The organism is Actinoplanes sp. NPDC048988, assembly GCF_043197815.1.
GTDB lineage: Bacteria > Actinomycetota > Actinomycetes > Mycobacteriales > Micromonosporaceae > Actinoplanes.
The window spans coordinates 104,160-128,424 of the sequence record NZ_JBICTW010000024.1 but is presented as its reverse complement, the minus strand read 5'-3'; the positions used below and the strand labels follow the sequence as shown (position 1 = coordinate 128,424).

General features: G+C 71.8%; 24 protein-coding genes. 10 read left to right on the top strand and 14 right to left on the bottom strand.

The window, feature by feature from the left end; genetic code table 11:
• Positions 1-39 precede the first annotated feature (39 nt).
• Positions 40-1,431, top strand: coding sequence for a gamma-glutamyltransferase (locus tag ACGFJ7_RS43315; protein ID WP_360245735.1), 1,392 nt, complete (start codon positions 40-42; stop codon positions 1,429-1,431).
• Between the two features lie 4 nt (positions 1,432-1,435).
• Here ACGFJ7_RS43315 and ACGFJ7_RS43310 read toward each other — a convergent pair whose 3' ends face one another.
• Positions 1,436-2,368: an NAD-dependent epimerase/dehydratase family protein gene (locus tag ACGFJ7_RS43310; RefSeq protein WP_360245738.1), complete on the bottom strand. Its 933-nt coding sequence runs from the start codon at positions 2,366-2,368 to the stop codon at positions 1,436-1,438.
• Positions 2,369-2,471: 103 nt separating this feature from the next.
• On the opposite strand from ACGFJ7_RS43310, the gene ACGFJ7_RS43305 reads away from it, so the two are divergent.
• Positions 2,472-3,152, top strand: a complete 681-nt coding sequence (locus ACGFJ7_RS43305) for a TetR/AcrR family transcriptional regulator (RefSeq protein WP_392648020.1) — start codon at positions 2,472-2,474, stop codon at positions 3,150-3,152.
• Here ACGFJ7_RS43305 and ACGFJ7_RS43300 read toward each other — a convergent pair.
• Entirely contained in the window at positions 3,145-3,456 is a 312-nt protein-coding gene (locus tag ACGFJ7_RS43300; protein ID WP_360245744.1) for an MGMT family protein, read from the bottom strand. The two genes, ACGFJ7_RS43305 and ACGFJ7_RS43300, sit on opposite strands and share 8 nt — an antisense overlap.
• Before the next feature lie 61 nt (positions 3,457-3,517).
• Here ACGFJ7_RS43300 and proB point away from each other — a divergent pair, with 61 nt between their 5' ends.
• The 3 genes from proB to ACGFJ7_RS43285 all read left to right on the top strand — a co-directional run bounded on the left by proB (position 3,518) and on the right by ACGFJ7_RS43285 (position 6,411).
• Positions 3,518-4,630 carry a glutamate 5-kinase gene (gene proB, locus ACGFJ7_RS43295; protein ID WP_360245747.1) on the top strand — a complete coding sequence of 371 codons (1,113 nt, stop codon included), beginning with the start codon at positions 3,518-3,520 and terminating at the stop codon, positions 4,628-4,630.
• 10 nt (positions 4,631-4,640) lie between these two features.
• Positions 4,641-5,888: a glutamate-5-semialdehyde dehydrogenase gene (locus tag ACGFJ7_RS43290; RefSeq protein WP_360245750.1), complete on the top strand. Its 1,248-nt coding sequence runs from the start codon at positions 4,641-4,643 to the stop codon at positions 5,886-5,888.
• Positions 5,889-6,069: 181 nt separating this feature from the next.
• Entirely contained in the window at positions 6,070-6,411 is a 342-nt protein-coding gene (locus ACGFJ7_RS43285) for a hypothetical protein (RefSeq protein WP_392648016.1), read from the top strand.
• A 458-nt stretch (positions 6,412-6,869) separates the two neighbouring features.
• On the opposite strand, the gene ACGFJ7_RS43280 is transcribed toward ACGFJ7_RS43285, so the two are convergent.
• The 6 genes from ACGFJ7_RS43280 to ACGFJ7_RS43255 all read right to left on the bottom strand — a co-directional run bounded on the left by ACGFJ7_RS43280 (position 6,870) and on the right by ACGFJ7_RS43255 (position 14,229).
• Positions 6,870-7,382: a hypothetical protein gene (locus tag ACGFJ7_RS43280; protein ID WP_360245756.1), complete on the bottom strand. Its 513-nt coding sequence runs from the start codon at positions 7,380-7,382 to the stop codon at positions 6,870-6,872.
• A 249-nt stretch (positions 7,383-7,631) separates the two neighbouring features.
• On the bottom strand, positions 7,632-8,438 hold the full coding sequence (locus tag ACGFJ7_RS43275) for a prenyltransferase/squalene oxidase repeat-containing protein (RefSeq protein ID WP_360245759.1): 807 nt from the start codon (positions 8,436-8,438) through the stop codon (positions 7,632-7,634).
• Between the two features lie 106 nt (positions 8,439-8,544).
• On the bottom strand, positions 8,545-9,726 hold the full coding sequence (gene moeZ / locus ACGFJ7_RS43270) for an adenylyltransferase/sulfurtransferase MoeZ (protein ID WP_360245762.1): 1,182 nt from the start codon (positions 9,724-9,726) through the stop codon (positions 8,545-8,547).
• 106 nt (positions 9,727-9,832) lie between these two features.
• Entirely contained in the window at positions 9,833-10,642 is an 810-nt protein-coding gene (locus ACGFJ7_RS43265) for a DUF3152 domain-containing protein (protein ID WP_392648011.1), read from the bottom strand.
• A gap of 141 nt (positions 10,643-10,783) precedes the next feature.
• Positions 10,784-11,746 (bottom strand): alpha/beta hydrolase, encoded by a 963-nt coding sequence (locus tag ACGFJ7_RS43260; protein ID WP_392648009.1) that lies wholly within the window; start codon positions 11,744-11,746, stop codon positions 10,784-10,786.
• Positions 11,743-14,229 carry a hypothetical protein gene (locus tag ACGFJ7_RS43255; protein ID WP_392648006.1) on the bottom strand — a complete coding sequence of 829 codons (2,487 nt, stop codon included), beginning with the start codon at positions 14,227-14,229 and terminating at the stop codon, positions 11,743-11,745. Before ACGFJ7_RS43255 ends, ACGFJ7_RS43260 begins: the two co-directional genes overlap by 4 nt.
• A gap of 143 nt (positions 14,230-14,372) precedes the next feature.
• Between ACGFJ7_RS43255 and ACGFJ7_RS43250 the strand changes: the two genes are divergently transcribed.
• The 3 genes from ACGFJ7_RS43250 (at position 14,373) to ACGFJ7_RS43240 (ending at position 17,492) form a co-directional block, all read left to right on the top strand.
• Positions 14,373-15,032, top strand: coding sequence for a TetR/AcrR family transcriptional regulator (locus ACGFJ7_RS43250; RefSeq protein ID WP_360245774.1), 660 nt, complete (start codon positions 14,373-14,375; stop codon positions 15,030-15,032).
• A 38-nt stretch (positions 15,033-15,070) separates the two neighbouring features.
• Entirely contained in the window at positions 15,071-15,295 is a 225-nt protein-coding gene (locus ACGFJ7_RS43245) for a DUF3107 domain-containing protein (protein ID WP_097322850.1), read from the top strand.
• A gap of 244 nt (positions 15,296-15,539) precedes the next feature.
• A complete protein-coding gene (locus tag ACGFJ7_RS43240) occupies positions 15,540-17,492 on the top strand; it encodes a DEAD/DEAH box helicase (RefSeq protein ID WP_392648003.1) in 1,953 nt (650 codons plus the stop codon).
• Positions 17,493-17,527: 35 nt separating this feature from the next.
• Here ACGFJ7_RS43240 and ACGFJ7_RS43235 read toward each other — a convergent pair whose 3' ends face one another.
• Both ACGFJ7_RS43235 and ACGFJ7_RS43230 read right to left on the bottom strand, forming a co-directional pair.
• A complete protein-coding gene (locus tag ACGFJ7_RS43235) occupies positions 17,528-17,827 on the bottom strand; it encodes a DUF2470 domain-containing protein (protein WP_360245780.1) in 300 nt (99 codons plus the stop codon).
• Between the two features lie 4 nt (positions 17,828-17,831).
• On the bottom strand, positions 17,832-18,491 hold the full coding sequence (locus tag ACGFJ7_RS43230) for a heme oxygenase (biliverdin-producing) (protein WP_392648001.1): 660 nt from the start codon (positions 18,489-18,491) through the stop codon (positions 17,832-17,834).
• 94 nt (positions 18,492-18,585) lie between these two features.
• Here ACGFJ7_RS43230 and ACGFJ7_RS43225 point away from each other — a divergent pair, with 94 nt between their 5' ends.
• On the top strand, positions 18,586-19,716 hold the full coding sequence (locus tag ACGFJ7_RS43225; protein ID WP_392647999.1) for a class I SAM-dependent methyltransferase: 1,131 nt from the start codon (positions 18,586-18,588) through the stop codon (positions 19,714-19,716).
• Here the strand turns inward: ACGFJ7_RS43225 and ACGFJ7_RS43220 are convergent.
• Genes ACGFJ7_RS43220 through ACGFJ7_RS43205 form a run of 4 tightly spaced genes read right to left on the bottom strand, consistent with a single transcriptional unit; the run spans position 19,713 to position 23,545 of the window.
• The gene (locus tag ACGFJ7_RS43220; protein ID WP_360245789.1) at positions 19,713-20,798 is read right to left on the bottom strand and encodes a hypothetical protein; all 1,086 of its coding nucleotides are present in this window, start codon (positions 20,796-20,798) and stop codon (positions 19,713-19,715) included. The genes ACGFJ7_RS43225 and ACGFJ7_RS43220 overlap by 4 nt on opposite strands.
• Positions 20,791-21,003 (bottom strand): cation transporter, encoded by a 213-nt coding sequence (locus ACGFJ7_RS43215; RefSeq protein WP_360245792.1) that lies wholly within the window; start codon positions 21,001-21,003, stop codon positions 20,791-20,793. The genes ACGFJ7_RS43220 and ACGFJ7_RS43215 overlap by 8 nt, the downstream gene beginning before the upstream one ends.
• Positions 21,004-21,026: 23 nt before the next feature.
• Positions 21,027-21,332: a metal-sensitive transcriptional regulator gene (locus ACGFJ7_RS43210; RefSeq protein ID WP_097326679.1), complete on the bottom strand. Its 306-nt coding sequence runs from the start codon at positions 21,330-21,332 to the stop codon at positions 21,027-21,029.
• Positions 21,333-21,379: 47 nt separating this feature from the next.
• Complete coding sequence (locus ACGFJ7_RS43205) at positions 21,380-23,545, bottom strand: DEAD/DEAH box helicase (protein ID WP_392647994.1); 2,166 nt, start codon at positions 23,543-23,545, stop codon at positions 21,380-21,382.
• Positions 23,546-23,688: 143 nt separating this feature from the next.
• On the opposite strand from ACGFJ7_RS43205, the gene ACGFJ7_RS43200 reads away from it, so the two are divergent.
• Positions 23,689-24,258, top strand: coding sequence for a hypothetical protein (locus ACGFJ7_RS43200; protein WP_392647991.1), 570 nt, complete (start codon positions 23,689-23,691; stop codon positions 24,256-24,258).
• Positions 24,259-24,265: the final 7 nt, after the last annotated feature.

Sequence of the window (24,265 nt, the reverse complement as noted above, 5' to 3'; positions counted from 1 at the left end):
GGTAACCATGATCATGCGCTTGGCTCTACGCTTCGCGAAATGAAAAGGATTCCTGCCGGGGTCGCCGCCAGCCATCCGGCGACTGCGGAGGCCGGGCTACGAATCCTGCGCGAGGGAGGCACGGCGGCGGACGCGGCGGTCGCGGCCGTTCTCGCCTGCTGCGCGGCCGAGACCATCTACACCGGACTGGGCGGAGGCGGGTTCGCCACCTACTTCGACGCGGCCAGCGGCGAGGTCACCTGCCTCGACTTCTTCGTCGCGGTGCCGGGGACCGACGGCGACCGCGAGGCCGGCCCGATGGTCGCGGTCGACGTGTTCTTCGGTGGGATGCCGCAGGTCTACTCGATCGGCGGGGCGAGCGTCGCGGTGCCGGGCGTTCCGGCCGGGTGCGGCGAGGTGCACCGGCGCTGGGGGCGCCTGCCGTGGGCGGACGTGGTGGCGCCCGCGACGGCCATCGCGTACAGCGGCGTGGCCGTGCCGGCCGCGCACGCCCAGACGCTCGACGCGTGCGCGCCGGCGCTGGCCTGGGGCGAGGGCGCCGACGTCTACACGCCCGGCGGACGGCGCTTGCAGGGCGGTGACCTGCTGCGCCACGAGGGGCTCGGCACGGCGATGGAGAAGCTGGCGGCGGCCGGGCCGGAAATCTTCTACACCGGCGAGTACGCGGAGCTGCTGGTCGACACCGTCCGCGCCGCCAACGGCTGCCTCGGGCCGCGCGACCTGGCCGACTACCGGGTGCTGGAGACGCCGGTCGACCACGCGATGCTGGCCGGGTACCGGGTGCGGGCCCGCCACGATCTCAATCGGACGGTCGACACGATCGCCGGTCTGCCGGACGGCCTCAGCCAGCCGGAGCGGGCCGTCGGGGTGGCCACGGCGCTGCGCGACCAGGGGCGGCAGAAGATCGGCGACACCACGAACGTCTCGGTGGTGGACGCCGAGGGGAACGCCTGCGTCATCACCACGACGCTCGGTCTGGGATCGGGGGTCTGGCTGCCCGGGCTGGGCATCAACTTGAACTCGATGCTGGGCGAGGGTGAGCTGATCACCAGCGACCTGGCGCCGGGCCGGCGGATGTCGTCGAACATGTGCCCGCTCGTGGTGATCGATCCGGAGGGCGAGCTGGCGGTCGCGGCCGGCTCGGCCGGGGCCTCGCGGATCCGGACGGCGCTGATCAGCACGTTGCTCGGGGTGCTGGTCGACGGATTGGACATGGGTGAGGCGATCGGGCGGTCGCGGTACCACGTGGTCGACGACACCGTGCACGCCGAGCCGGGATGCCGCCGGGACGAACTGGCCGCGCTGGCCGGCGCGGGCTTCCAGATCCAGCAGTGGCCGGAAAAGAACCACTACTTCGGCGGCGTGACCGCTGTCGGTCAGGCCGGCGCCGCCGGCGATCCTCGTCGCGGCGGCGTCGGACTGCTCCTCTGAGCCGTCACATCGTGCGGGTGGCGATGGACTTGGCGTCGTCGGCGGTCTCGCGGATGCCGACGTCGAGGGAGGTCGCGGTCAGGCCGAACGTGCGCTCGGTCAGCGAGCTGTCCAGGCGGAAGGGCGCGTAGAACTGGTAGTCCATCTCGGCCAGCTCGCGGCTCATCGGGTGGACCAGGCCGGCGGTGTGCATCACGAAGCGCGGCATCTTGTGCAAGGTCAGGCGGGACTTGCCGGTCAGCGCGCAATACCGGTCGGCGAGCTCACCGATGCTGATGGCGGGGGCGGTCGGCGCGTGCCAGGCGCGGCCCCACGCGCGTGAGTCGGCGGCCAGCGTGACCATCGTGCGGGCCATGTCGCCGGTGTAGGTGAAGCTGTGCGGCAGGGTCGGGTCGCCCGGCACCCAGGCCGACTTGGCACCCTTGTCGATCGCGGGCAGCAGCACCGCCGAGAAGACGCCGACCGCGCCCGCGCCGATGTAGTCGGAGCCGCGCACCTCGACCGTGCGCACGCCGCTGGCCAGGGCGTCCTGCCACATCTTGATGCGGACCTTGCCCTTGCGCCCGACTGCCGCCATCGGGGTGTTCTCGTCCATGTGGCCGCCGGGCTGCGGGCCGTACACATAAAGGTTTCCGGTGATCACGTAGACCGCGTCGGTGGCCTTGGTGGCCGCGATCATCGCGTCGTTCATCGGGAACCAGAGCTTCTGCCACTCCGTGTACTTCGGGTTCGCGCAGTTGTAGAGCGCCTGCGCGCCCTCGGTCAGCTCGGTCAGCCGGCGGGCGTCGGAGGCGTCCGCCGCCACCCGCTCGATCAGCGGGTGCGAGGGGCCGCTGCCGCTGCGGGTCACCATCGTGACGCTCTCCCCGCGGTCGGCGAGGAGGCGGGCGACGGAGGAGCCGATCGGGCCGGAACCGACGATCACATGCGAAGCCATGAGGTGTTCTCCTTTGCGAGCAGTGCTCTCTGACAGGAACAACCATGACACGAGCGCCGAGCAAAAGCAAGAGCACTGCTCTCGTTATGGCACACTGGTCTACATGAGCGCCTCCGGAGTACGGGCCCGCGTACGGGCCGAAATGACCGAAGAGATCAAAGCGGTGGCGAAACGCCACCTGGTCACCGACGGTGCCAACCTCTCCCTGCGCGCGGTCGCGCGGGACATGGGCATGGCCTCGTCAGCGGTCTACCGATACTTCGCGAGCCGCGACGAACTACTGACGGCGCTCATCGTCGACGCCTACAACGCGGTCGGTGAAGGGGCCGAGCGCGCGGCCGCGACAGGGACCGGCGACCTCGATCGCTTTCTCCGGGCGACCCACGCCGTACGGGACTGGGCGCTGGCCAACCCGCACGAATGGGCCCTGATCTACGGCAGCCCGGTGCCCGGCTATCAGGCCCCGCAGGACACCATCGGCCCCGCCACCAGGGTGATCCTGCTGATCGCGGGCATCGTGCGAGACGCGTACCTGGCCGGCCGGGTCGCCGAGCGCGAGCCGATCACCGGCGGGTACGCCGACGAGCTGGGCCGGGTCGCCGAGCAGTACACCCCCGGCGCGCCGGCCCGCCTGGTCGCCGCCGCGATGTCGGCCTTCATCCACCTCGGCGGCGCGATCAGCGCCGAACTCTTCGGACAGCTCACGAACTCGGTCGACGAGGACCGCCGGGGCTTCTTCGAATATCAGATGCGCGGCGAAGCCGACCGCATCGGCCTCACCTGACCGGGGGAAGCCAGCTGGCGCGAGCCATGTCCACGTGGTCACCCCTCAGGGGGACACCCTCGGAAAGCAGGCGCTGACGGGCCTCACGCTCGTGGCCGGGCGGCATCCGGCCCGCGCTGGTGACCACCCGATGCCACGGGACGCCACCGCCGTGCCGGGCCATGATGCTGCCGACCTGGCGGGCCGAGTTGCGCCCGGAGAGCTCGGCGAGGGCATCGGCGACCGCGCCGTACGACATCACGCGGCCCTCGGGGATCCTCTCCACGAGTGAAAGCACCTCTTCGACGTACTCCTGCGGTGTCACTCGGGCCACGATATGGGATCTCGGCCAGGTTCCGAGCGCCCCTCCGAGCAGAATTAGCCGGGTGCGCGATGAAGTGACCGGAGCTCGCCGGATCGTGGTCAAAGTGGGCTCGTCCTCGCTGACCACGGCCTCGGGCGGAATCGACGAGCAGCGCGTCGACGCGCTGGTCGACGCCCTCGGCGGTCTGGCGACCGGCGGGCGCGAGGTGGTGCTGGTGTCCAGCGGCGCGATCGCCGCGGGACTCGCCCCGCTGCGGCTGAGCCGGCGACCACGCGACCTCGCCACCCAGCAGGCGGCGGCCTCGGTCGGCCAGGGCCTGCTGATCGGACGGTACGCGGCCGGCTTCGCCCGGCACGGCCTGACGGTCGGGCAGATCCTGCTGACCGTCGACGACGTGACCCGGCGCGCGCACTACCGCAACGCGTACCGGACACTGCGTAAGCTGCTCGACCTCGGCGCTCTGCCGATCGTCAACGAGAACGACACGGTCGCCACCGAGGAGATCCGCTTCGGCGACAACGACCGGCTCGCCGCCCTGGTGGCCGCCCTGGTCGACGCCGACCTGCTGGTGCTGCTCTCCGATGTGGATGCCCTCTACACGGGCAGCCCGTCCGACCCCTCATCCCGCAAGATCTCGTACGTGGGCGACGACTCCGACCTCGAGGGCATCAGCATCGCCGTCCCCGGCAAGTCCGGCGTGGGCACCGGCGGCATGGTGACCAAGGTCGAAGCGGCCCGGATAGCCACCGGTTTCGGCATTCCGGTCGTGCTCACGGCCGCGCCGCACGCCGGCGCGGTGCTGGCCGGTGAAGAAATCGGCACCCTGTTCCGGGCGGCGGCGCACCGGCCGGCGGCCCGGCTCTTCTGGCTGGCCCACGCCACCGCGCCGCGCGGACGGCTCCACCTCGACCCCGGAGCGGTGGCGGCGGTGGTGGCCCGCCGCAAATCACTGCTGCCGGCCGGCATCACGGCGGTCGACGGCTCGTTCGCCGCCGGCGACCCGGTCGACCTGGTCGACGCCGGCTCCGGCGCGCCCGTCGCCCGCGGGCTGGTCAACTACGACGCCGTCGAACTGCCGGCGCTGCTGGGACGCTCCACCCCCGAGTTGGCCGCGGCGCTCGGGCCAGGCTATGAACGTGAAGTAGTGCACCGCGACGACCTCGTACTCCTCTGAGAGGGCCACCATGAGCACCGTCTTGCAGCAGGCCGCCGACGCGCGGGTGGCCTCGATCGACCTGGCCGCCGCGACGCGGGCCGAGAAGGACCGCGCCCTCCTGCTGATGGCGGACCGCCTGGAGGAGAACACCGGCGACATCGTCGCCGCCAACGACGTGGACGTACGGAACGGGCGCGCGGCCTCGCTCTCCGACGCGATGATCGACCGGCTGACCCTGAACCCCGCCCGGGTCACGGCGATGGCCGACGGCCTGCGCGAACTGGCGGCGCTGCCCGACCCGGTGGGTGACGTGGTGCGCGGCTCGACCCTGGCCAACGGCCTCGAGCTGCGCCAGGTACGAGTGCCGTTCGGCGTGGTCGGCATGGTCTACGAGGGCCGGCCGAACGTGACCGCCGACGCGGCCGGGATCTGCCTGAAATCGGGCAACGCGGTACTGCTGCGCGGCTCCGGATCGGCGCTCAACTCGAACGCGGCGATCGTCGCGGTGCTGCGCGAGGCGGTCGCCGACAGCGGCCTGCCGGCCGACACGATCCAGCTGCTCGACGCCACGACCCGCGACTCGGTGAAAGAGCTGATGCGGGCGCGCGGCCTGGTCGACGTGCTGATCCCGCGCGGCGGCGCCTCGCTGATCAAGGCGGTGGTCGAGGAGTCCACGGTGCCGGTGATCGAGACGGGCGTGGGAAATTGCCATGTGTACGTCGATGAGGCGGCCGACCTGGAAAAGGCGCTGGCCGTGGCGCTGAACTCGAAGACCCAGCGCCTGTCGGTGTGCAACACCGCGGAGTCGCTGCTGGTGCACAGCGAGATCGCCGGCCGTTTCCTGCCGCTGATCCTGGCCGAGCTGGCCGACGCCGGGGTGACGGTGCACGGCGACGCCCGGGTGGCGTCCTACGACGACAGTGTCGTGCCGGCCACCGAGGAGGACTGGGGAACGGAATACCTCTCGGCCGACATCTCGGTCGCGGTCGTCGACTCGCTCGACGACGCGCTGGACCACATCCGCCGCTACGGCACCGGCCACACCGAGGCGATCATCAGCGAGTCGCTGGCCGCCACCCGCCGCTTCGCCGCCCGCGTCGACGCCGCCGCCGTCATGATCAACGCGTCCACCCGCTTCACCGACGGCAGCGAGTTCGGCTTCGGCGCCGAAATCGGGATCAGCACCCAGAAACTGCACGCCCGGGGGCCGATGGGCTTGCCCGAGCTCACGTCGACGAAGTACATCGTCACGGGCAACGGCCACACGCGCGGCTAGCACAGAACGGCCACGCCACAACGCTTGTCCACAGTCGCCGGTTGTCCACAGGCTCCCGACACGATCAAGCCCAAAGCCGCGATACTGACCTGCGGGGGCTCCCCCTGGGAGGGCGGGCTCCGTGGGTGGCCGTTTTGCGGCGGCTGCTCGTCAGGCGGCGGAGCTGGTCACAGCTGGGCCGGTGGCCCTCGACGGGGATGCTGAGCTCGCGCGCTTCGCCGGCGCCTCGGCGGTGGCACTCGCCGGGGACGAGGCGGATTCGCCGGGCTTGGGCGACTTCGGCGGCTCGGGCGACTCTGACGGCTGGGGCGACTTCGACGGTGCGGGCGACGTCGACGGCTCGGGCGACGTCGACGGCTGCACGGAGGCCGCTGGTGGCACCGGCGACGCAGCTGACGGCGCCGGAGAGACGGCCGACGGCACTGGAGAGACGACCGACGGCGTCGGGGAGACAGCTGACGGCGTCGGGGAGACGACTGTTGGTGCCGGCTTGTCGGCTGTCGGTGAGTCTTTGAGGACCTGAACCGGTGTGCTCGTGCCTGGGGCGGACGTCCAGCTGTTGCCGGCGACGGCGACGATTTCGTACGTCCATCGACCGTTCGGCACGTGACTGTCCGTGCAAGTGCTTGTCGTCACCAGGCCGGCGCAGCTTCCGGTCGCGCTGACCCTGTGTTCTGTCGACTGATCGATGCGTGTCACCCGATAGCCGCTGACGGGTACCCCGGTCGTGTCCGGCCAGCTCACCTTCACCTGGGTGCCGCGCACGGCCGCCGTCGGGGCTGCCGCCCTCGGCAGCTCGGCCGCCCACGCGGTGGCCGCTCCGCCGGCGCTGGTGTCCCAGGCAGCCAGCGCCGCTGTCGGTGCCGTGAACACCGTTGCCGCTATCAAGCTCACAGCAGGGACGGATCGGGGCAATCTCATCGGGGGCCCTCCGGGCGAAGACAGCCGGCGGTGGGGCGCCGCCCCACCGCCGGCTTGCGATCACTTGGCGGCGCTGAGGCCGGTCACCTTGACCTTGATGGTGAAGGCGGCGCCCTGGCAGCCGTTCTGCGAGTCGTTTGTCATGTGGACGGCCTTGGCCAGCGGGAACGTCTGGGTCTCGCCGCCCTTCAGGTGCAGGTCCAGGTTGGACAGCACGCCGCCGCTGCCGTTGTCGTCCTTGCTGAAGTCGCCGAAGTAGACGCCGGTGTTGTAGCAGACGTCCATGCGGTCGGACTGGACGCCGTCGGAGGGCTTCCACTCGATCCGGTTGACCGTCACCGGGTACTTGTTCGGGTTCTTGATGGTGACGGCGGCGTCGCCGGTGCCGGTCGGGTAGAGCAGCCCGCCGGTGACCTTGGCCGCGCTGACCTCGAGCTCCTGGGCCGTGGTGGCGTTGGCGCCGGCGACACCGGAGCCGGTGGCGTTCCAGGCGGCGAAGGCGGCGGTGGCGGCTCCGCCGACGGCGACGACGGCCACACCGGCGATGACGGCGCGCTTGACAGACTGACGCATGGTGGCGTTCCTCCGGAGAAAGAAGGAGGCGCCGGTTTCGCCACTGACTCCCCGCCGGACTGGAGCGACCATCTTCATCGCCCAGCGGATCTTCGCCTCGCCTCGGCCCGTGCTGGGCCTGCCATCACTATGCCGGTCTTGTCCGGGACAGCCCATACGCCGTTATTACGCACAGTGATGCCGGTCGGGTAGCGGGACGGTAGCCGAGCAGGCACATTGGGGTGCAGCTTGGTTGCAGCCCTTGACGTCTCAGCGGAAGGCGCGCAGGACGGTCAGGGTGGCGTTCACGTCGAAGATCGGGCCCTCGGCGCTGTCCCAGCCGCCGTCGTTGCGCTGCGTGTCGCCGAGTCGCTTGCGGGCGCTCTGGAGCAGCCAGTCGTCGCCCAGGTTGAGCCGTCGCAGCGCGGCCACCATCGAGGCGATGTCGGCCGGTGACATCTCGGGCAGCCGGTCGCCGAGGACCAGCTGGAGCCGGGCCGACTCGTAGAAGAACTGCTGGCCGTGCAGCAGGCCGGCCGCGTGCCAGCCGGCGGCCAGGAAGGACGGCCAGGTGCCGTCCGGCCGCAGCTGGGCGACGACCCACCGGGCCGCGGCAGCCAGCGCGGACCCGTAGCGGGCGGGCACCTCGAGATGGGGGTGGGCCTCGAACTCGGCCACGGTCATCCAGAAACCGGCGAGGGCGGTGAGGTAGAGGGTGGCCTCGGGGTCGCCGGGCATGGCCCAGGCCGGCGCCTCGCCGGCCAGCGACTCGTCCTCCTGCCAGGTGCCGTCCTGGCGTTGCACGGTGGCCAGCCAGGCCAGCGCGCGGTCGACCGGCTCGCCGCGCAGGCCGCCGAGGTCGTCGAGCTCGTTGAGGCGGAAGGCGGTCGCGTCGATCGAGGGGGTCGCGGCGTCGGCCGCCGCGGGCCAGCCGCCGCTCTCGGTCTGGCCGGCGACGATGCGTTCGATCACCTGCGGCTCGGGGCGCTGCCCGGTACGCAGGTAGGACAGCCGCGCCCGCTCCACCGGGTCCCCGTGCGCCACGACGTACCCGATGGCGGCGTCGATATCTACCACTCCGGTGACGCTACAACCACGCGATGCATTTCGCTGTGCCGTCTTGACACAGAATCACGCTGGGGAATCGATGGATGACTCCCCAGCGTGACATCTGTGCGATGGATCAGTACGACGGCTGTGACGGGTCGACGGTGTTGACCCAGGACACGATGCCGCCCTGCACGTGCACGGCGTCCTTGAAGCCGGCCGCCTTGAGCGCCGCCAGCGCCTCGGCCGAGCGCACACCCGACTTGCAGTGCAGCACGATCTGCCGGTCCTGCGGGAAGCGGGACAGCGCCTCGCCGGACAGGATCTCGCCCTTGGGGATCAGGACCGAGCCCGGGATCCGGTTGATCTCGTACTCGGCGGGCTCGCGCACGTCGACCAGGAACACGTCCTTGCCGGCGTCCTGCCAGTCCTTCAGCTCACGGGCGGTGATCGTGGCGTCGAGCGTGGCTTCCTGGGCCTCGTCGGAGACGGCGCCGCAGAAGTCCTCGTAGTCCTCGAGCAGGTCGGTGACCGTGGGGTTGTCCCCGCAGAGCGCGCAGTTCGGGTCCTTACGGACCTTGATCTTGCGGTACTCCATCTCGAGGGCGTCGTAGACCATCAGCCGGCCGACCAGCGGCTCACCGATGCCGGTGATCAGCTTGATGGCCTCGTTGACCTGGATCGAGCCGATCGACGCGCACAGCACGCCGAGGACGCCGCCCTCGGCGCAGCTCGGCACCATGCCGGGCGGCGGGGGCTCCGGGTAGAGGCAGCGGTAGCAGGGACCGTGCTCCTCCCAGAAGACCGAGGCCTGGCCGTCGAAACGATAGATCGAGCCCCAGACGTACGGCTTGCCGAGCAGCACCGCGGCGTCGTTGACCATGTAGCGCGTCGCGAAGTTGTCGGTGCCGTCGACGATCAGGTCGTACTGACTGAAGATCTCCTTGACGTTGTCGCGGTCGAGCGCGGTGTTGTGGATGACCACGTTCACCAGCGGGTTGATCTCCGCGATGCTCGCCGCGGCGGACTCGGCCTTGGGCCGGCCCACATCGGAGACGCCGTGGATGACCTGACGCTGGAGGTTGGACTCGTCGACCGTGTCGAAGTCGACGATGCCCAGCGTGCCCACGCCGGCGGCGGCCAGGTAGAGCAGCGCCGGCGAGCCGAGACCGCCCGCGCCGACGACCAGGACCTTGGCGTTCTTCAGCCGCTTCTGACCGTCCATCCCGACATCCGGGATGATCAGGTGCCGCGAGTAGCGGCGGATCTCATCGATCGACAGCTCTGCGGCCGGCTCGACGAGCGGGGGCAGTGCCACGTTAACTCCCCGGGTTGACGGTAAGGATCGGCACCCATTGTCGCTCGTGCCGGACGGTGACGGCCATGACAATCACCACCGGCCCGACATGCGGGATGCGGGAATTTTAGATGGCCGGCCCGGTGAAGAGTTTTCCGTTGCGAGTGGGCCACGCGTACGCCGTACACCCTCGCAAGGTCAATGTCTGTTGCACCATGACCGGGGCCGGTCCGCCCGCCTTGGGGCAGTTCTGGTGGTGATGTCCCAGCTCGTGGCCGACCTCGTGGTTGATGACGTACTGCCGGTAGACGGCGAGAGAGACCTTGCTTTTGAGGTACGGCGGTGACGAGAGCCGCCAGCGATCGAGGTTGATGATCGCGCGGCCGGTCGTCCGGCACGACGTGTACGGGACGCCGCCGACTTTGATGTTGGTGCCGCCCTGGAGGCACATCTTGCCGGCCGTGTCGCGGGTGGCCAGGAAGACCGTGAAATCGGCCTTGTCGGCGCCGGGCACGAGCTGGAGCCGCAGCTGACCGGTGCCGGTCCAGCTGCGCTTGTCACCCAGCGTCGCGGCGACGGCGGCCGCGAACGCGGTGGCGTTCTCGCCGCTGCCCCGCTCGACCGCCACCTTGAACCGGCGCAGCGGCCCCTTCGTGCCGATCACCGGGCCGCGCGTGGCGGCGTACGTGAAAACGCCCGGGCCGTGTGTGGGCGGAGGCGCCGCTGTCGCCGGTTTGGTGGTCGCCTCGACCAGTGGCGCCGGCGAAGACGACAGGGCGGGCGCCGGCGCGGACGAGATGCCCGGGGCCGATGAGGCCGAGGTGGCCGGAGTGGGCGCCGAGGAGACGGACGGGGCGGCCGAGGCCGGGTTGCCCTGCTCGATGCGCCGGCCCACCGCGAAACCCGCGGCGACCACGATGACCAGGGCAAACAGCACAAGCCACCAGCGTCGCCACCCATCGGGACGCGACGGCGGACGGTCTCCTGGCGTGGTCGGTGCTTCGTGGATCATCGTCCGTCAGCCTCGCACACGGCGCGGACGCTGTCGCGCCCTATGGATCTTGTGTAATTCGTTTCGCTAACCGGCGACCGGGGCGCCGACGTCGTCGAGCATGCCCACGACCGCGCGGGCCACCAGACGCGGCACCTCCATCTGGGCCACGTGGCCGACGCCGGGCAGGATCAGCAGGCGGGCGTCCGGGATCGTGCGGGCGACCTGCACCGGCACCCGGGCGTCGACCAGCTTGTCGTTCAGGCCACCGATCACCAGCGTCGGCGCCTGGACCCGGGCGGCGAGGCGCCACTGCGAGTTCTCCCCCGGCAGGTACGCCCGCAGGAAGCTCGAGACCAGACCGCGCAGCGTCCCGAGGTACGCCTTGGGGTAGTGGGCCACGGTGTAGCGGAGCTTGATCTCCTCCATCGCCTCGGCCCGGCGCTGCGGCGTGACCTTGCTGGTGTCGCCGAAGCAGGCCGCCAGCACCTGCTCGGCCATCTCCTCGGCGGTCAGCCGGGCCATGCCCCAGGCCAGCAAGCGATCGGCCCGGGGCAGGGCGAGCAAGGGCAGAACCGGTCCTTGCGCCGTACGGCGGGGGTCGAGGAACGGCATCGCGGGCGAGATCAAAGTGAGGGTGCGGACGAGGTCGGGCCGCAATGCGGCCACCCGGACGGCGATGGACCCGCCGAGCGAGTTGCCGACCAGGTGGACCGGGCCGCGGCCGTCGTGCTCGAGGTAGCCGATCAGCGTCGCGGCGAACGCCGGGATCGAATAGCGCGGGCTCGGATCGCTGTAGCCGAAACCGGGCAGGTCGACGGCCTGGGCGTCGAAGCGATCGGCGAGCAGGCCGGCGACGTCGGTGAAGTTCTGTGACGAACCGCCGAGGCCGTGCACGTAGACGGCCGGTTCGGCGGCGGGGCCGGTGCCCGGGGTGTCCCGGACGTGCAGCATCGCGCCGCCGATGGTGACCCGGCGGGCGGGCCAGGGAGCTGGTGCTTCGCCCTCCGGCAGCAGTGCGCTGTCGGGGGCCAGGATCGCGCCTCTCATCGGGTCAAGAGTGCCTCAAGCCGGCGGTTGACCGCGGCCAGAGTGGCCCGGACCATGGCGTGCCGGTCGTCGCTGGTCACCACGGCCGAGCCGGCGAGCTGCTCGACCCAGCCGCCGCACGAGAGCAGCAGCACGACGACGGCGACCTGCGAGGCCCCGAACGGGACGGCGGCGGCGTGCTCGACGAAGCACCGGGCCGGGCCCTCCGGATGATCGGAGGCGGACAGCAACTCGTCGACCGCGCCGGCGGTCGCCATCGCGCACAGCCGCAGCAGGTAGCCGTCCACGGCCGGGCCGGTGGCCACACCGGACGCGGCCCGCGAGCCGACGGCCAGCTTGACCTCGACCGTGGCGTCCGCGCCGAACGTGTTGACCTGGACGTTCTCGATGACGACGCGGGGGCCGGGGTGCTCACCAGGGTAGAGCGGGCGGGGCGGTCCGCACTCGGCGCCGCTGGGCACGACCTCGGCGTCCTCCAGCGTCTCGGAGCTCTCCGACCGGGCGTGCTGCGCCGGAAGCTCGGACCGGCGGGATTCCGCCTCGACGGGACGGGCGGGCGCCGCCGGCCGCGTCCCCGTGTTGTCGCGCGCCGGCGCGTCCGGCGGCGCGGAAACGGGCGCCGGGGAAGGTGTCCGCGGCTCCGCCCGGGCCGCCGGCGGCGTCGATCCCGACGCGGGGAAGGCACGAGCGGAAGACGCCGGCTCGGCCGAGGCGCGGCCGGGTGACGCCGACTCGGCGGAAGCCCGGGCGGCAGCTGACGGCTCGGCGGAGGACCAGGCCGGAGACGTCGGGGCCGCGTCGGTTGACGCCGGGGTGGTGGGAGCGCGGCCGGGCGACGTCGGGGCGGCGGAGGACCAGGCCGGAGACGTCGGCGCCGCGGAGGCGCGCTCGGAAGGCGCCGGGGCTGTGGACGACCACGCGGGAGACGTGGGGGCGGTGGAGTCGCGAGACGGGGGCGCGGGTGACGTCGGAGCGGTGGAGGCCCGGGCCGGTGAGACCGGCGTCGGAGCGGCCGAGGTGGGAGAGGCTGAAGTGGGAGAACTCAGGGCGGAGGCGGCGGGGGCCTGTGAGGTCGTGGGCGCGTGCGAGGCCGAGGGCACCTGCGGGCGGGCGCGGGGCAGCAGCGCGGACGGCGAGACCGGCGCGGGCGCCGGGCTGTCGGCCCTCGGCGGGGTGGGCTGGCCCTCGCCCTGCATCGCCGCGTCCAGGCCCATGCGGTCCTGGAGCAGGCGGGCGACCTGGCGGCTGACCTCGGCCGGGTCGGCGCCCTCGGCCAGGTCGAGGCGCAGGCTGTGCGCGCCGGCCTCGGTGGAGCGCAGCGAGGCGTCACGCACCCCCTCGACCTCACGGACCGCGGCGAGGATGGCTCGCACGTCGAAACCCTCCTGGCGTTCCTCGGCGGGCAACACGTCACCTCGGCGCAGATGGGTCGCGATCCGCGCCAGCGCGGGCGTCTCGGCGGTGGGCTCCACCAATGGCGGCTCCGGAACTTGAGGCACGTCCGGCTGGGCCGGTACGCGCTGGGGCAGCCCCCGCGAATCGGTCTCGCCGGAACGCGTGCCGAACCCGGCGAAGGGCGGTTCGTAGGCGGGCGGCTCGTAGGGCGCCGGGGTGGGCGACTCGTAGGACAGGCGGCGCGGGAAGCTCGACGGGTCGTACGCCGGCCGGGACGGCTCGGGCTCCTCGGCGGCGGCCTCGGGGCGGGGCGTGACCCGCTCGACGCGGGGAAGGCCCTGCGCCGGGGTGTTCAGGGCGTGCCGCGCGGGCTCGCCGCCCTCCCACTCCGGCCGCCGGGCGTCGGGCGCGGCCGGGCGGACCATCGGGACGGCGGAGCGCTGCCGGGTGATCGGCGGCGGGGGCGGCGCGTCCGGCGTCTCGTCGAGGTCCCCCTCGTACGGGTAAGGGGGTGCGCTGTTGGGTGTCGGCACGTCGAAGCGGCGCAGCGACCGGAGCGGGTCGCCGGTACGCAGCCCGGGCTCGCGGATCTCGCCGGTGGTCATGCCGGGGTGGGCCGGCGCGCTGGTCTGCGCGACGGGCGGCGGCGAGCTGGACAGGCTTTGCGGGCGGGTCTCGGGCTCGGGGGCACTCACGCCGGAGGACGGGGCCAGGTGGGACATCAGGTCGCTGTAGCGCGGGCGGTTGTCCCAGCGCGGGGCGGGCGACTCGGGTGACACGGACGGGGGAATCGCACCGGTCCGGCCGGCGTCGACGAAGCCCGGCGGAGCGGGCGCGGGAGACGGCGCGGGCGCGCTCGAGGCGGGTACGGCAGATGAGGGAAATGCCGGATTACGCGGGAAGGCTCGGCTCTCGGCCCCGGGACGGCGCCACGCCGGCACCTCGGACTCCGGTTCGGCGCCGGGGCCCTGGTAGGACCAGGGGCTGTCGGAGGTCGCCCAGCCGTTCACCCTGGTGCGCTCACGCGACTCACCACCGTCGCCGCCCTCCGCGGCTCCGGTGTCTCCGGAATGCCCTGATTCATCCACCGCGCGCTCCTCGCTCCGCCCCCGCTGAGGCTACCGTGTGGTTGCAGTGGCGATAAGTTGCAGCGGCGCGACAATTGCCCGACGACAGCATCACACGCCGATCCGGGCAATCCGAGCAGGCTCCCCCTGGAGGTTCGACAGATATGACCGCTGCATCCGGCGGAGCCCAGACGGCACGGCCGACCCGGCTGCCGCGCTCCGCGCGCCGCAAGCAGCTGCTGGCCGCCGCCCAGCAGGTCTTCGTGGCGCACGGCTACCACGCGGCCGCGATGGACGACATCGCGGAGAAGGCCGGCGTCTCCAAGCCCGTCCTCTACCAGCACTTCCCCGGCAAGCTGGAGCTCTATCTGGCGCTGCTGGACACGCACTGCGACGCGATAATCGCCAAGGTTCGCGACGCGATGCTCGCCACCTCCGACAACAAGGAGCGGGTCAAGGGCGCCGTCCGGGCGTACTTCGACTTCATGGACCACGAGAGCGAGGCGTTCCGTCTCGTCTTCGAGTCCGATCTGCGCAACGACGCCCAGGTGCGCCAGCGCGTCGAGCGGGTCGAGCAGGGCTGCATCGCGGCCGTCACCGACACGATCATCTCGGACACCAACCTCAGCGGCGACCAGGCCGAACTGCTCGCTTCGGGCCTGGTCGGCGCGGCCGGGCAGTCCGCTCAGTTCTGGCTGGCGAACGGCCGGCGTACGCCTAAAGCTGAAGCCGAAGCGCTCGTAGCTGCGCTGATCTGGCGCGGGATCGCCAGCTTCCCGCTACAGGGAGGCACATCGGGGGGCGCGGCGTCGGAAATCGGATAGCCTTGCCAGCGGTAAGACCCGCGAAAAGGGAGGGCCCCGTGGAGGTCAAGATCGGCGTGCAGCACACGCCGCGTGAGCTGGTGCTCGAGAGCGCACAGACCCCGGCGGAGGTCGAGCAGGCCGTGACCGAGGCGATGGCCAAGGACAGCGTCCTGTCGCTCACAGATGAGAAGGGCCGCAAGGTGATCATCCCGATCGCCAAGGTGGCGTACGTGGAGATCGCCGAGTCGAGCAACCGTCCGTTCGGCTTCACCACGCGCTGAGATCCGCTTCAGCACCGCCGAGGGCGCCCCTTCGTTTTCGAGGGGGCGCCCTCGGCGTATATCCGCTCTGAGGTGCACGATCGTGTAGTCAGGTAGAATGGCGAAGTTGCCGTCGACGTCGATCTCCTCCGATCGCCGCGGCCAACGCGCGCGCGGCCCGCTTTTCCAGCGTGTGGCCCGCGCCCTACCCATACCGCGCCCCAGACTTCCACGGGCGCACCACGAGAGGCACCCGTAAAACTTCATGACCGACATCGAGTCCAACGAACCCGCACTGGTACCAGTCACCGATCGCGCTCCGGTCCGCAATGACAGCCCCACCTTCGCGGAGCTGGGCGTCCGTGCCGAAACCGTCGAGGCGCTGGCCACGGCCGGCATCACCCGGGCGTTCGCCATTCAGGAGTACGCGCTGCCCATCGCGCTGCGCGGCACCGACCTGATCGGCCAGGCGCCGACCGGAACCGGCAAGACCCTGGGCTTCGGCCTGCCCCTCCTCGAGCGCGTCACCGCGCCGTCCGAGGGCGCCGACGGCCAGCCGCAGGCCCTGATCGTCGTGCCCACCCGCGAGCTCGGCCTCCAGGTCGCCCGTGACCTGGCCGCGGCCGGCAGCACCCGCGGGGTGCGCGTGCTCCCGATCTACGGCGGCGTCGCCTACGAGCCGCAGGTCGAGGCGCTCAAGAAGGGCGTCGAGATCCTGGTCGGCACGCCCGGCCGCCTGCTCGACCTGGCCAAGCAGAAGCAGCTCAAGCTCACCTCGATCAAGGCGCTCGTGCTCGACGAGGCCGACCGGATGCTCGACCTGGGCTTCCTCGAGGACGTCGAGAAGATCCTGGCCATGCTCCCCGAGCAGCGCCAGACCATGCTCTTCTCGGCCACCATGCCCGACCCGATCGTGGCGCTCTCGCGGCGCTTCCTGCACCACCCGGTGACGATCCACGCCGGCCACACCGCCGAGAGTGCCGCGTCCCCGCTGACCAAGCAGGTCGTGTACCGCACGCATCCGCTCAACAAGCTCGAGATGGTCGCGCGCATCCTGCAGGCCAACGGCCGCGGCCTCACGATGATCTTCACCCGCACCAAGCGGGCGGCCGACCGGGTCGCCGAGGACCTCGACTTCCGCGGCTTCGCGGTCGCCGCGGTGCACGGCGACCTCAACCAGGGCGCCCGCGAGCGCGCCCTGCGGGCGTTCCGCACCGGCAAGATCGACGTGCTCGTCGCCACCGACGTCGCGGCCCGCGGCCTCGACGTCTCCGGCGTCACCCACGTGATCAACTACGACTGCCCGGAAGACCCCGAGACGTACACGCACCGCATCGGCCGCACCGGCCGCGCGGGCGCGACCGGCGTCGCGGTGACCTTCGTCGACTGGGAGGACATGCCCCGCTGGGTCCTCATCGACAAGTCACTGGGCCTGAACATGCCGCAGCCGCCGGAGACGTACCACACGAGCCCGGCGCTCTACAGCGACCTGGACATCCCGGCCGACGTGTCGGGCACCCTGCCGACCGCCGACCGGAGCCGGGCCGGCCTCTCGGCCGAGGTCGAGGAGGACCTCGGCGGTGGCGGTCGCCGTCGCCGTGAGAGCGGCGGCAGTGGCGGCCGTGGTCGCGGCGGACGATCGTCGCGCGGCGGCGCCCCCGCGAGCTCCGGGTCCTCGGGTCCCGCGCCCTCGGGCAGCGGCGACGACGAGGCCGAGCGCCCGAAGCGCCAGCGCCGCCGGCGCCGGGTCACCGAGCCGGGCGCCGACGAGGCCCTGACCAGCGATTCCGGCTCCGACGACACCAGCGTCGACGCTGCCGACGCCGGCACCGTGACCAGCCGGGCCACGACCAGAAAGGCCCGCACCACCGCGCCGGTCGCCGAGCCGGACGCGGCTGAGGGCTCGGACGCCGACGTCGCTGAGCAGGCCGAGGCCAAGCCGCGCACCCGGACCCGTCGCCGGGTGTCCGCGCCGCTCTTCTCGGACGGCGCTGAGGGCACTGAGACCGCTACCGACTCCGACTCCCCCGACCTCTCCGAAACGGCGGATGGGGATGACGAGGGCGCGCCGCGCCGTCGCCGTCGCCGTGGGGGCCGGGGCAGCCGCGGATCCGGTTCGGGTTCCGCCGCCGAGGCGTCCGACGTGTCCGACGCTCCGGCCGCCGCGCCCGCCGAGATGACCGGGGGCTCGGAAGCTGGGGTCGGAACGACCGCCTGACCCCGTACGGCCGAAAGCTCTTGGAGCCCCGTCACTCAGTGGCGGGGCTCTTCGCCCAGAGCGGCGCAGGCGTCCCGGTACATCCGGACGGCCTCGGCCCGCACCTGGCGACGCTCCGTGAGACGCTCCGAGAACGGGATGCGCACCGGCACCTCGATCCCGTCGACCACCGAGGCGAACTCCATCGCGTCGGCGTCCAGGCCGGACATCCGCGCCGCCGTGGCCGTGGGCATCCCGCCGAGCGCGCGCACGATCAGCAGGTTGTCGCCGGCGTGGTCACCGTTCATGTGACGGGCGATCTGCTCGACCACCTCGGGCGGGAACGGGTCCGTCATCTCGTCAGCTCCATTTGTGCCACAGCTCGGTGAGCAGGTCGATGTTGAGGCGGTACGCCTCGACGACCTCCGCGATGAACTCGTTCTGCTGCGGGTACGACCAGGGAACGCCGTCGAGCAGACCGCGGTAGTGCGCTTTGAACGAGGACGGGTCGACGCCGGCGAACTGGAAGAACCGGTGCCCGTCGGGGCTCGGCAGCCCGTACACCCGGGCGATCGCCGGCCCCAGGTACTGGCCGCCGGACAGGTCGCCGATGTAGCGCGTGTACTGGTGGGCGACGAAGCCCGTCGACGCGCGGAACGCCACGTCCCGCAGCCGCGTGCAGTAGACGGTCGTGGCGGGCAGCGCGGTCGCCTCGTCGAGCCAGTTCACCCCGTACAGGAAACGCAGATCGGCCTCGAGCGACGGTAGGCGCCGCAGCTCGGGAAAGAGGAAGGTGGCGACCACCGGATCGTCGGCCATGGTCGTCGCGGCCGACTCCAGCGCCTCGTAGACGAACCAGTGCTGAGCGGTCAGGTCGGCGTAGGCCTCCCAGGTCAGCCGGCCGGCCGCGAGGGCGTCGAGGAAGCCGCTGCGCTGAGCCGCGTCATGCCACGCGCTGGTACCGCGGCGCACGCGGACGGAGAGCCGGTCGGCCCCGGGCGGGTCGGCCATCAACGACATCGACGTGGCACCTCGCTTCTCGCGCCGACAGCCTAGTCTTTTGCGGCGGCAAGCAGTTCCGAGGGTGCCCGGCGCTCCGAGGCATTATTGAGGGATGCCCCAATCGCTCGACGACGCCCTGGCCGAGGTCCGGGACATGATCCTTGCTCCCGGTCTCACCCGCGCGGTGGCGGCGGGCAAGCGTCGTGGTCAAACCCCCTCCATCGTTCGCGCCGAGGTACGGCCGGTGACCCTCAAGGCCGGACCGAGGTTGCAGATCGTCACCAACGACGGCTCCCGGCCGTTCACCCGCAATGTCGAACCGTCCTCAACCGCCATCGACGAGCTGCTGAGCGAGCCGTTCGGCAACTGGCACGTCGAGTCGTCCACGGGAACGCTGCAACTGCGTGTCACCAAGAAGGGTGACGCTCAGGTGCACCGGTCGGCGGCGGTGGCGGCTCCGGCGGCCGCCGAGCACGACCGGGCCAAGCAGTGGCTGCTCGATCCGGGCGATCCGCTCTTCACGGTGATCGGCGGCAACGCGGCCAAGCGGCGCCAGGTCGACGCGTTCCTGAGGTCGCTGGCCGCGTCGCTGCCGGCCGAGCTGCCGTCGCCGCTGCGCGTCGTCGACCTGGGCTGCGGAAACGCGTACCTGACGTTCGCCGCCTACCGCTACCTGGCCGGGCGGGGCGCGAAGGTCCAGGTCGTGGGGGTCGACGTCCGGGAGGATCAGCGGGTACGCAACACCGAGGTCGCCGCCGAACTGGGGTGTTCCGAGGACGTCACGTTCGTGGCGGGCACGATCGAGGACGCCCAGGTGCCGTTCGACCCCGATCTGGTGCTGGCCCTGCACGCCTGCGACACGGCCACCGATCAGGCACTGGCCCGGGCCGTGAGCTGGAACGCCGACTGGGTGCTGGCCGCGCCGTGCTGCCACCACGACATCGCGGCCCAGCTGAAGGGCCGCCCCGCACCGGCCCCGTTCGGCGAGCTGACCAGGCACGCCATCATGCGGGAACGCTTCGCCGACGTGCTGACCGACTCGCTGCGGGCGGGCCTGCTGCGCCTGCGCGGCTACAAGGTCGAGGTGGTCGAGTTCATCGACTCGGCCCACACGCCCCGCAACCTGCTGCTGCGCGCGCGCAGGACCCCGGCTCCGCCCACCGACGCGCAGCGGGCGGAGTACGAGGCGCTCACTTCCCAGTGGGGCGTGACACCCGCGCTGGAGAAGATGCTCGCCGACTAGTCGACGCGCACGGTCCACGCCGCGGTGTGGACCGTGCCGGCCACCTGGAAGTCGAAGAACATCCGGTAGGCGCCGGCGCTGGGCAGGGCCAACCAGAACTTGACCTTGCCGTCGACGAGCAGCGGCTCCGGGTGCACATGCACGTAGGCGAGGTCGCCCTCCCGCATCACCACGAGATGCCCGAAGGCGCCGAGATAGGGGTCGAGCCGGGCCGGCTTGCCGTCGGTCCCGGTCACGGTCATCAGGATCGGCTGGGTGGATCTGGTGTCGGGCTTTCCGTCGTACGTGACCTGGAAGCCCCCGCCCCGCGCGGTCACCGAGGGAGCGGGCAGCGGGGCCGGCGCGTAGTCGCCGGCGACGGTGAGATCGCCGCCGAGCGTGGTGGCGATCTGCTGGCCGCCGACCACCGCGGTGAAGTCGGCGATCATCCGGTAGATCCCCGGCTCGGCCAGCGTCAGGTCGATACTCCAGGTGCCGTCGGGCGCCATGGTGGGGTGCAGATGCTGGAAGCCGCTCAGGTCCCGCCGCACCACGATCAGATGCAACGGCTTGTCGTGCACCACCGCGAAGGTGGTCACGGCGGCCCCGCCCGCGCCGGCGATCTCGAAACTGAGCCGCTGCGCCTTCCCGGCCGGGAAGGTGGTCCCCTTCGGAACGAGAGTCAGGCCGCCCGAGCTGAGCGAGAGCCCGCCGACCGCCGCTCCCATGGACGCCGCGGAACTGGTGGCGCCGCCCTGCGTCACGGTGCCGTCGGTGTTGTGCACGTGCGGCTGGTTCTCGTTGACCGCCATGCCCGGCATGCCGGCCATGCCCGTGCCGCCGGAGGCCGCCGCCCCGCTGGTCGGCGGCGCCGACGCCGAGGCGGTCGAGTTGTTGAGCCGCCCCAGCCCGTAGCCCGCGAACAGCACGACGATGAGCACCGCCCCGAACGCGGCCAGCTTGAATCCGGCCCGGTCCCCCGCCGGCGTCTCACCGTCGTCGCCGGGCGGATCCACGTCGGCCGGCGAATCCGCGTCCCGCGCCGCCCGGCGCGCGCCCACGATGCCGAGCACGACGGGCTTGTCCGGTGGGTCGTCAGGCATCGGCGAGCTCGTAACCGGCCTCGTCCACGGCCGCGCGTACCGCGTCCTCGCTGAGCGGGGCCTCGCTGGTCACCGTGACCGCGCCCGAGGCGAGGTCGACCTGCACGTCATCCACCCCAGCCAGGGCGGAGAGCTCGCCGGTCACCGCCTGGACGCAGTGTCCGCAGGTCATGCCGGTAACGGTGTAGGTGCTGGTCACAGCCATCGCAAAGCCTTTCAGAACAACCGTCAGGAACGAACGAGCCGAGCGATCGCGTCGGACGCCTCTTTGACCTTGGCGCTGGGGTCCCCCGCCCGCGCGGCGTCGACCACGCAGTGCGCCAGATGATCCTCGAGGAGCCCCACCGCCACCGCCTGGAGGGCACTCTTGGCCGCGGAGATCTGCGTCAGAACATCGATGCAGTACGTGTCCTCGTCGACCATCCGCTGAATGCCGCGGATCTGCCCCTCGATACGCCTGAGGCGCCCGAGCAGGGCAGCCTTGTCACCGGAATACCCATGCGGCCCATGCTGCGCCGTCGCCTCGTCGGACATGACCCCAGCATACCCCCTCCCCGTATAGTCCCCGTTCCCGCGGCCTCTCAACCGGCCACCGCCAAGGACAGTGGCAGCACGCCCCGGGCGCCGGCCTGGCGCAGGGCGCGGCCGGCCAAGGCCATGGTCCAGCCGGAGTCGACCAGGTCGTCGACCAGCAGCACGGGGCCGGGGAGGGTGGCCAGCTCGGCGGCGACCTCGGCCGGAACGGTGAACGCGTCGTGCAGCGACCGCACCCGCTGGGCGCTGTTGCCCCGGTGACCCGACTCGGCGGCGTGGCCGGACGTGACGAACCCGAGCATCGGCAGGCGGCCGACGCGGGCGATGTGGTCGGCCAGCGAGCGGATCAACTCGGGATGCCGGCGCGACGAGACGGCCAGCACGGCGGCCGGGCGCTCCGGCCACGCGTCGTCGCCGTGCGCCCAGTTCTTGAGGATCTCGACCACCGCGGCCGCCAGGTCGCCGGGGATCGGCGCGTCGGCCGCCTCGGGCGCGACCAGGCTGCGCAACCGGTTGCCCCAGCCCAGGTCGGACAGTCGCCCGACGGCCCGGCCGGACTCCATCTGCTCACTCGGCGCGATCTTGCCCTTGAGTGAGACGCCGACCGCGGCCAGGCCCGTCGGCCACATCTTCTTCGGCGCGATCTCGACACCCGGCCGGCCGAGAAAGGCGTCCGCCGCGGCCAGCGAGGCGCCGGACACCTCGGCGTCGAACAGCGGGCCCGCGCAGTTGTCGCAGCGCCCGCAGGGCGCGGCCTCGGGGTCGTCGAGGCAGCGGCGGAGGAACTCCATGCGGCAGGCGGTCGTCGACGCGTACTCAATCATGGTCTTCTGCTCGGCCGACCTGGCCTCGGCGACCCGGCGCAGCCGCTCGGTGTCGTAGGTCCACGGCTCACCGGTGGCGAGCCAGCCACCGCGGGCACGCCTGACGGCACCGTCCACATCGAGCACTTTGAGCATCATCTCGAGCCGGTTGCGCCGCAGGTCGACGAGGGGCTCGAGCGCCTGGGTGGACATCGGCCGATCGGGCCACAGGTTGGCGAGCACGGCGCGGACCTGCTCCTCGGGCGGGAAGGCCAGCGACGCGAAGTATCGCCAGATCGCCGCGTCCTCGGCGCCCGGCAGAAGGACGACCTCGGCGTGCTCGACGGCGCGGCCGGCCCGGCCCACCTGCTGGTAGTAGGCGATCGGTGAGGACGGCGCGCCCAGGTGGACGACGAATCCCAGGTCGGGCTTGTCGAAGCCCATGCCCAGGGCGGAGGTCGCCACCAGCGCCTTGATCTTGTTGTCGAGCAGGTCCTGCTCGGCCGCGCGCCGGTCGGCGTCCTCGACCTGCCCCGTGTACGAGGCGACGGGGAAGCCGCGCGAGCGCAGGAACTCGGCCGTCTCGGTCGCGCCGGCGACGGTCAGCGTGTAGACGATGCCGGAGCCGGGCAGGCGCTCGAGATGGTCGGCGAGCCAGGCCAGCCGGTGCGCCGGGTTGGGCAGGTCGAGCACGGCCAGGCGCAGCGAGTCGCGGTCGAGCGGACCGCGCAGCACCAGGGCGTCGCCGAGCTGGTCGGCGACGTCGGCGGTGACCCGGGCGTTGGCGGTCGCGGTGGTGGCCAGCACCGGCGTACGGGAAGGAAGGCCGGCCAGGAAGGTACGCAGGCGCCGGTAGTCGGGGCGGAAGTCGTGACCCCAGTCGGAGACGCAGTGTGCCTCGTCGACCACGAGCAACCCGGTGCTGGCGGCGAGGCCGGGGAGCACGTTGTCGCGGAAGTCGGGGTTGTTGAGCCGCTCGGGACTGATCAGCAGCACGTCGACCTCGCCGGCCCGGACCTCGGCCTCGATCTGGGACCACTCGTCGAGGTTGGCCGAGTTGATCGTGCGCGCCCGGATGCCGGCGCGGGCGGCCGCGTCGACCTGGTTGCGCATGAGGGCGAGCAGCGGCGAGACGATGACCGTCGGGCCCGCGGCCGCCTCGCCGGAGGCCGCGCCACCGGCCCGGAGCAGGGCGGTCGCGACGAAGTAGACGGCCGACTTGCCCCAGCCCGTGCGCTGCACGCAAAGCACCCGGCGGCGGTCGACGGTCAGCGCCTCGATCGCCCGCCACTGATCCTCGCGCAGCCTGGCGTGATCACCCGCGAGCCGGCGCAGGATCGCCTCGGCCCGCTCGCGCACCTCGGCCCGCTGGGCCTGCGTCACATCGGTCGTCGCTCGCGTCTCGGTCACCCGGCATGTCTATCAGCCCGGTCCGACAGAACCGGAGTTATCCACAGTCCCGGAGTTATCCACAGGCGGACGAGAAAGGCACGCGGCGGGCGGGCCGATGGGCGAAGGATCGGCCGCGTCCCCGCACTCGAAGGAGCAAGGTCATGACCTTCCCGTCCTACCCCTCCCGGCCGTTCGCCCTCGCGATCCTCGTCCAGCGCCTGGTCGGCGCCTGCGCGATGTTCCTCGGCATCGGCCCCGGCCGGCCACGGGCCCGCTCGCGGATAAATGGCGAATCCTTGACAACTTTTTTTGTCGGTGACAGGCTCGGAACCATGTCGAAGACGATTGCCGAGAAGCTCCTGATCAAGCCGAACACGACCGTCTGGCTCTCCGATCCCGCGCAGCTGCCGGTGCTCGCGCCGATGCCGGACGGGGTTCGCGAGGCCGACATGCTGGCCACGGCGAGCACAGCGGTGCTCTTCGCCGAGGACGCGGCGAGCGTCCGCAAGCAGCTCGCGGAGCACTCGGCCGACCTGGCCAAGCCGGCGGTGTTCTGGGTCGCCTATCCGAAGGGCAACAAGGCCGACATCAACCGCGACACCCTGTGGCCGATCGTCGCCGACTTCGACATGCGGCCCTGCGGTCAGGTCGCCATCGACGACCGCTGGTCCGGCCTCCGCTTCCGCCCCAACCGCGAGGGCGAGGGCCGCTTCGCCGGCGGAGCCAAATAGAAGGAAC

Bases quoted from the DNA above. Each gene is read 5' to 3' on its own strand.
- ACGFJ7_RS43315 (WP_360245735.1), top strand. From the start codon at position 40: ATGAAAAGGATTCCTGCCGGGGTCGCCGCCAGCCATCCGGCGACTGCG.
- ACGFJ7_RS43310 (WP_360245738.1), bottom strand. From the start codon at position 2,368: ATGGCTTCGCATGTGATCGTCGGTTCCGGCCCGATCGGCTCCTCCGTC.
- ACGFJ7_RS43305 (WP_392648020.1), top strand. From the start codon at position 2,472: ATGAGCGCCTCCGGAGTACGGGCCCGCGTACGGGCCGAAATGACCGAA.
- ACGFJ7_RS43290 (WP_360245750.1), top strand. From the start codon at position 4,641: ATGAGCACCGTCTTGCAGCAGGCCGCCGACGCGCGGGTGGCCTCGATC.
- ACGFJ7_RS43280 (WP_360245756.1), bottom strand. From the start codon at position 7,382: ATGCGTCAGTCTGTCAAGCGCGCCGTCATCGCCGGTGTGGCCGTCGTC.
- ACGFJ7_RS43260 (WP_392648009.1), bottom strand. From the start codon at position 11,746: ATGAGAGGCGCGATCCTGGCCCCCGACAGCGCACTGCTGCCGGAGGGC.
- ACGFJ7_RS43250 (WP_360245774.1), top strand. From the start codon at position 14,373: ATGACCGCTGCATCCGGCGGAGCCCAGACGGCACGGCCGACCCGGCTG.
- ACGFJ7_RS43240 (WP_392648003.1), top strand. From the start codon at position 15,540: ATGACCGACATCGAGTCCAACGAACCCGCACTGGTACCAGTCACCGAT.
- ACGFJ7_RS43235 (WP_360245780.1), bottom strand. From the start codon at position 17,827: ATGACGGACCCGTTCCCGCCCGAGGTGGTCGAGCAGATCGCCCGTCAC.
- ACGFJ7_RS43230 (WP_392648001.1), bottom strand. From the start codon at position 18,491: ATGTCGTTGATGGCCGACCCGCCCGGGGCCGACCGGCTCTCCGTCCGC.
- ACGFJ7_RS43225 (WP_392647999.1), top strand. From the start codon at position 18,586: ATGCCCCAATCGCTCGACGACGCCCTGGCCGAGGTCCGGGACATGATC.
- ACGFJ7_RS43220 (WP_360245789.1), bottom strand. From the start codon at position 20,798: ATGCCTGACGACCCACCGGACAAGCCCGTCGTGCTCGGCATCGTGGGC.
- ACGFJ7_RS43215 (WP_360245792.1), bottom strand. From the start codon at position 21,003: ATGGCTGTGACCAGCACCTACACCGTTACCGGCATGACCTGCGGACAC.
- ACGFJ7_RS43210 (WP_097326679.1), bottom strand. From the start codon at position 21,332: ATGTCCGACGAGGCGACGGCGCAGCATGGGCCGCATGGGTATTCCGGT.
- ACGFJ7_RS43200 (WP_392647991.1), top strand. From the start codon at position 23,689: ATGACCTTCCCGTCCTACCCCTCCCGGCCGTTCGCCCTCGCGATCCTC.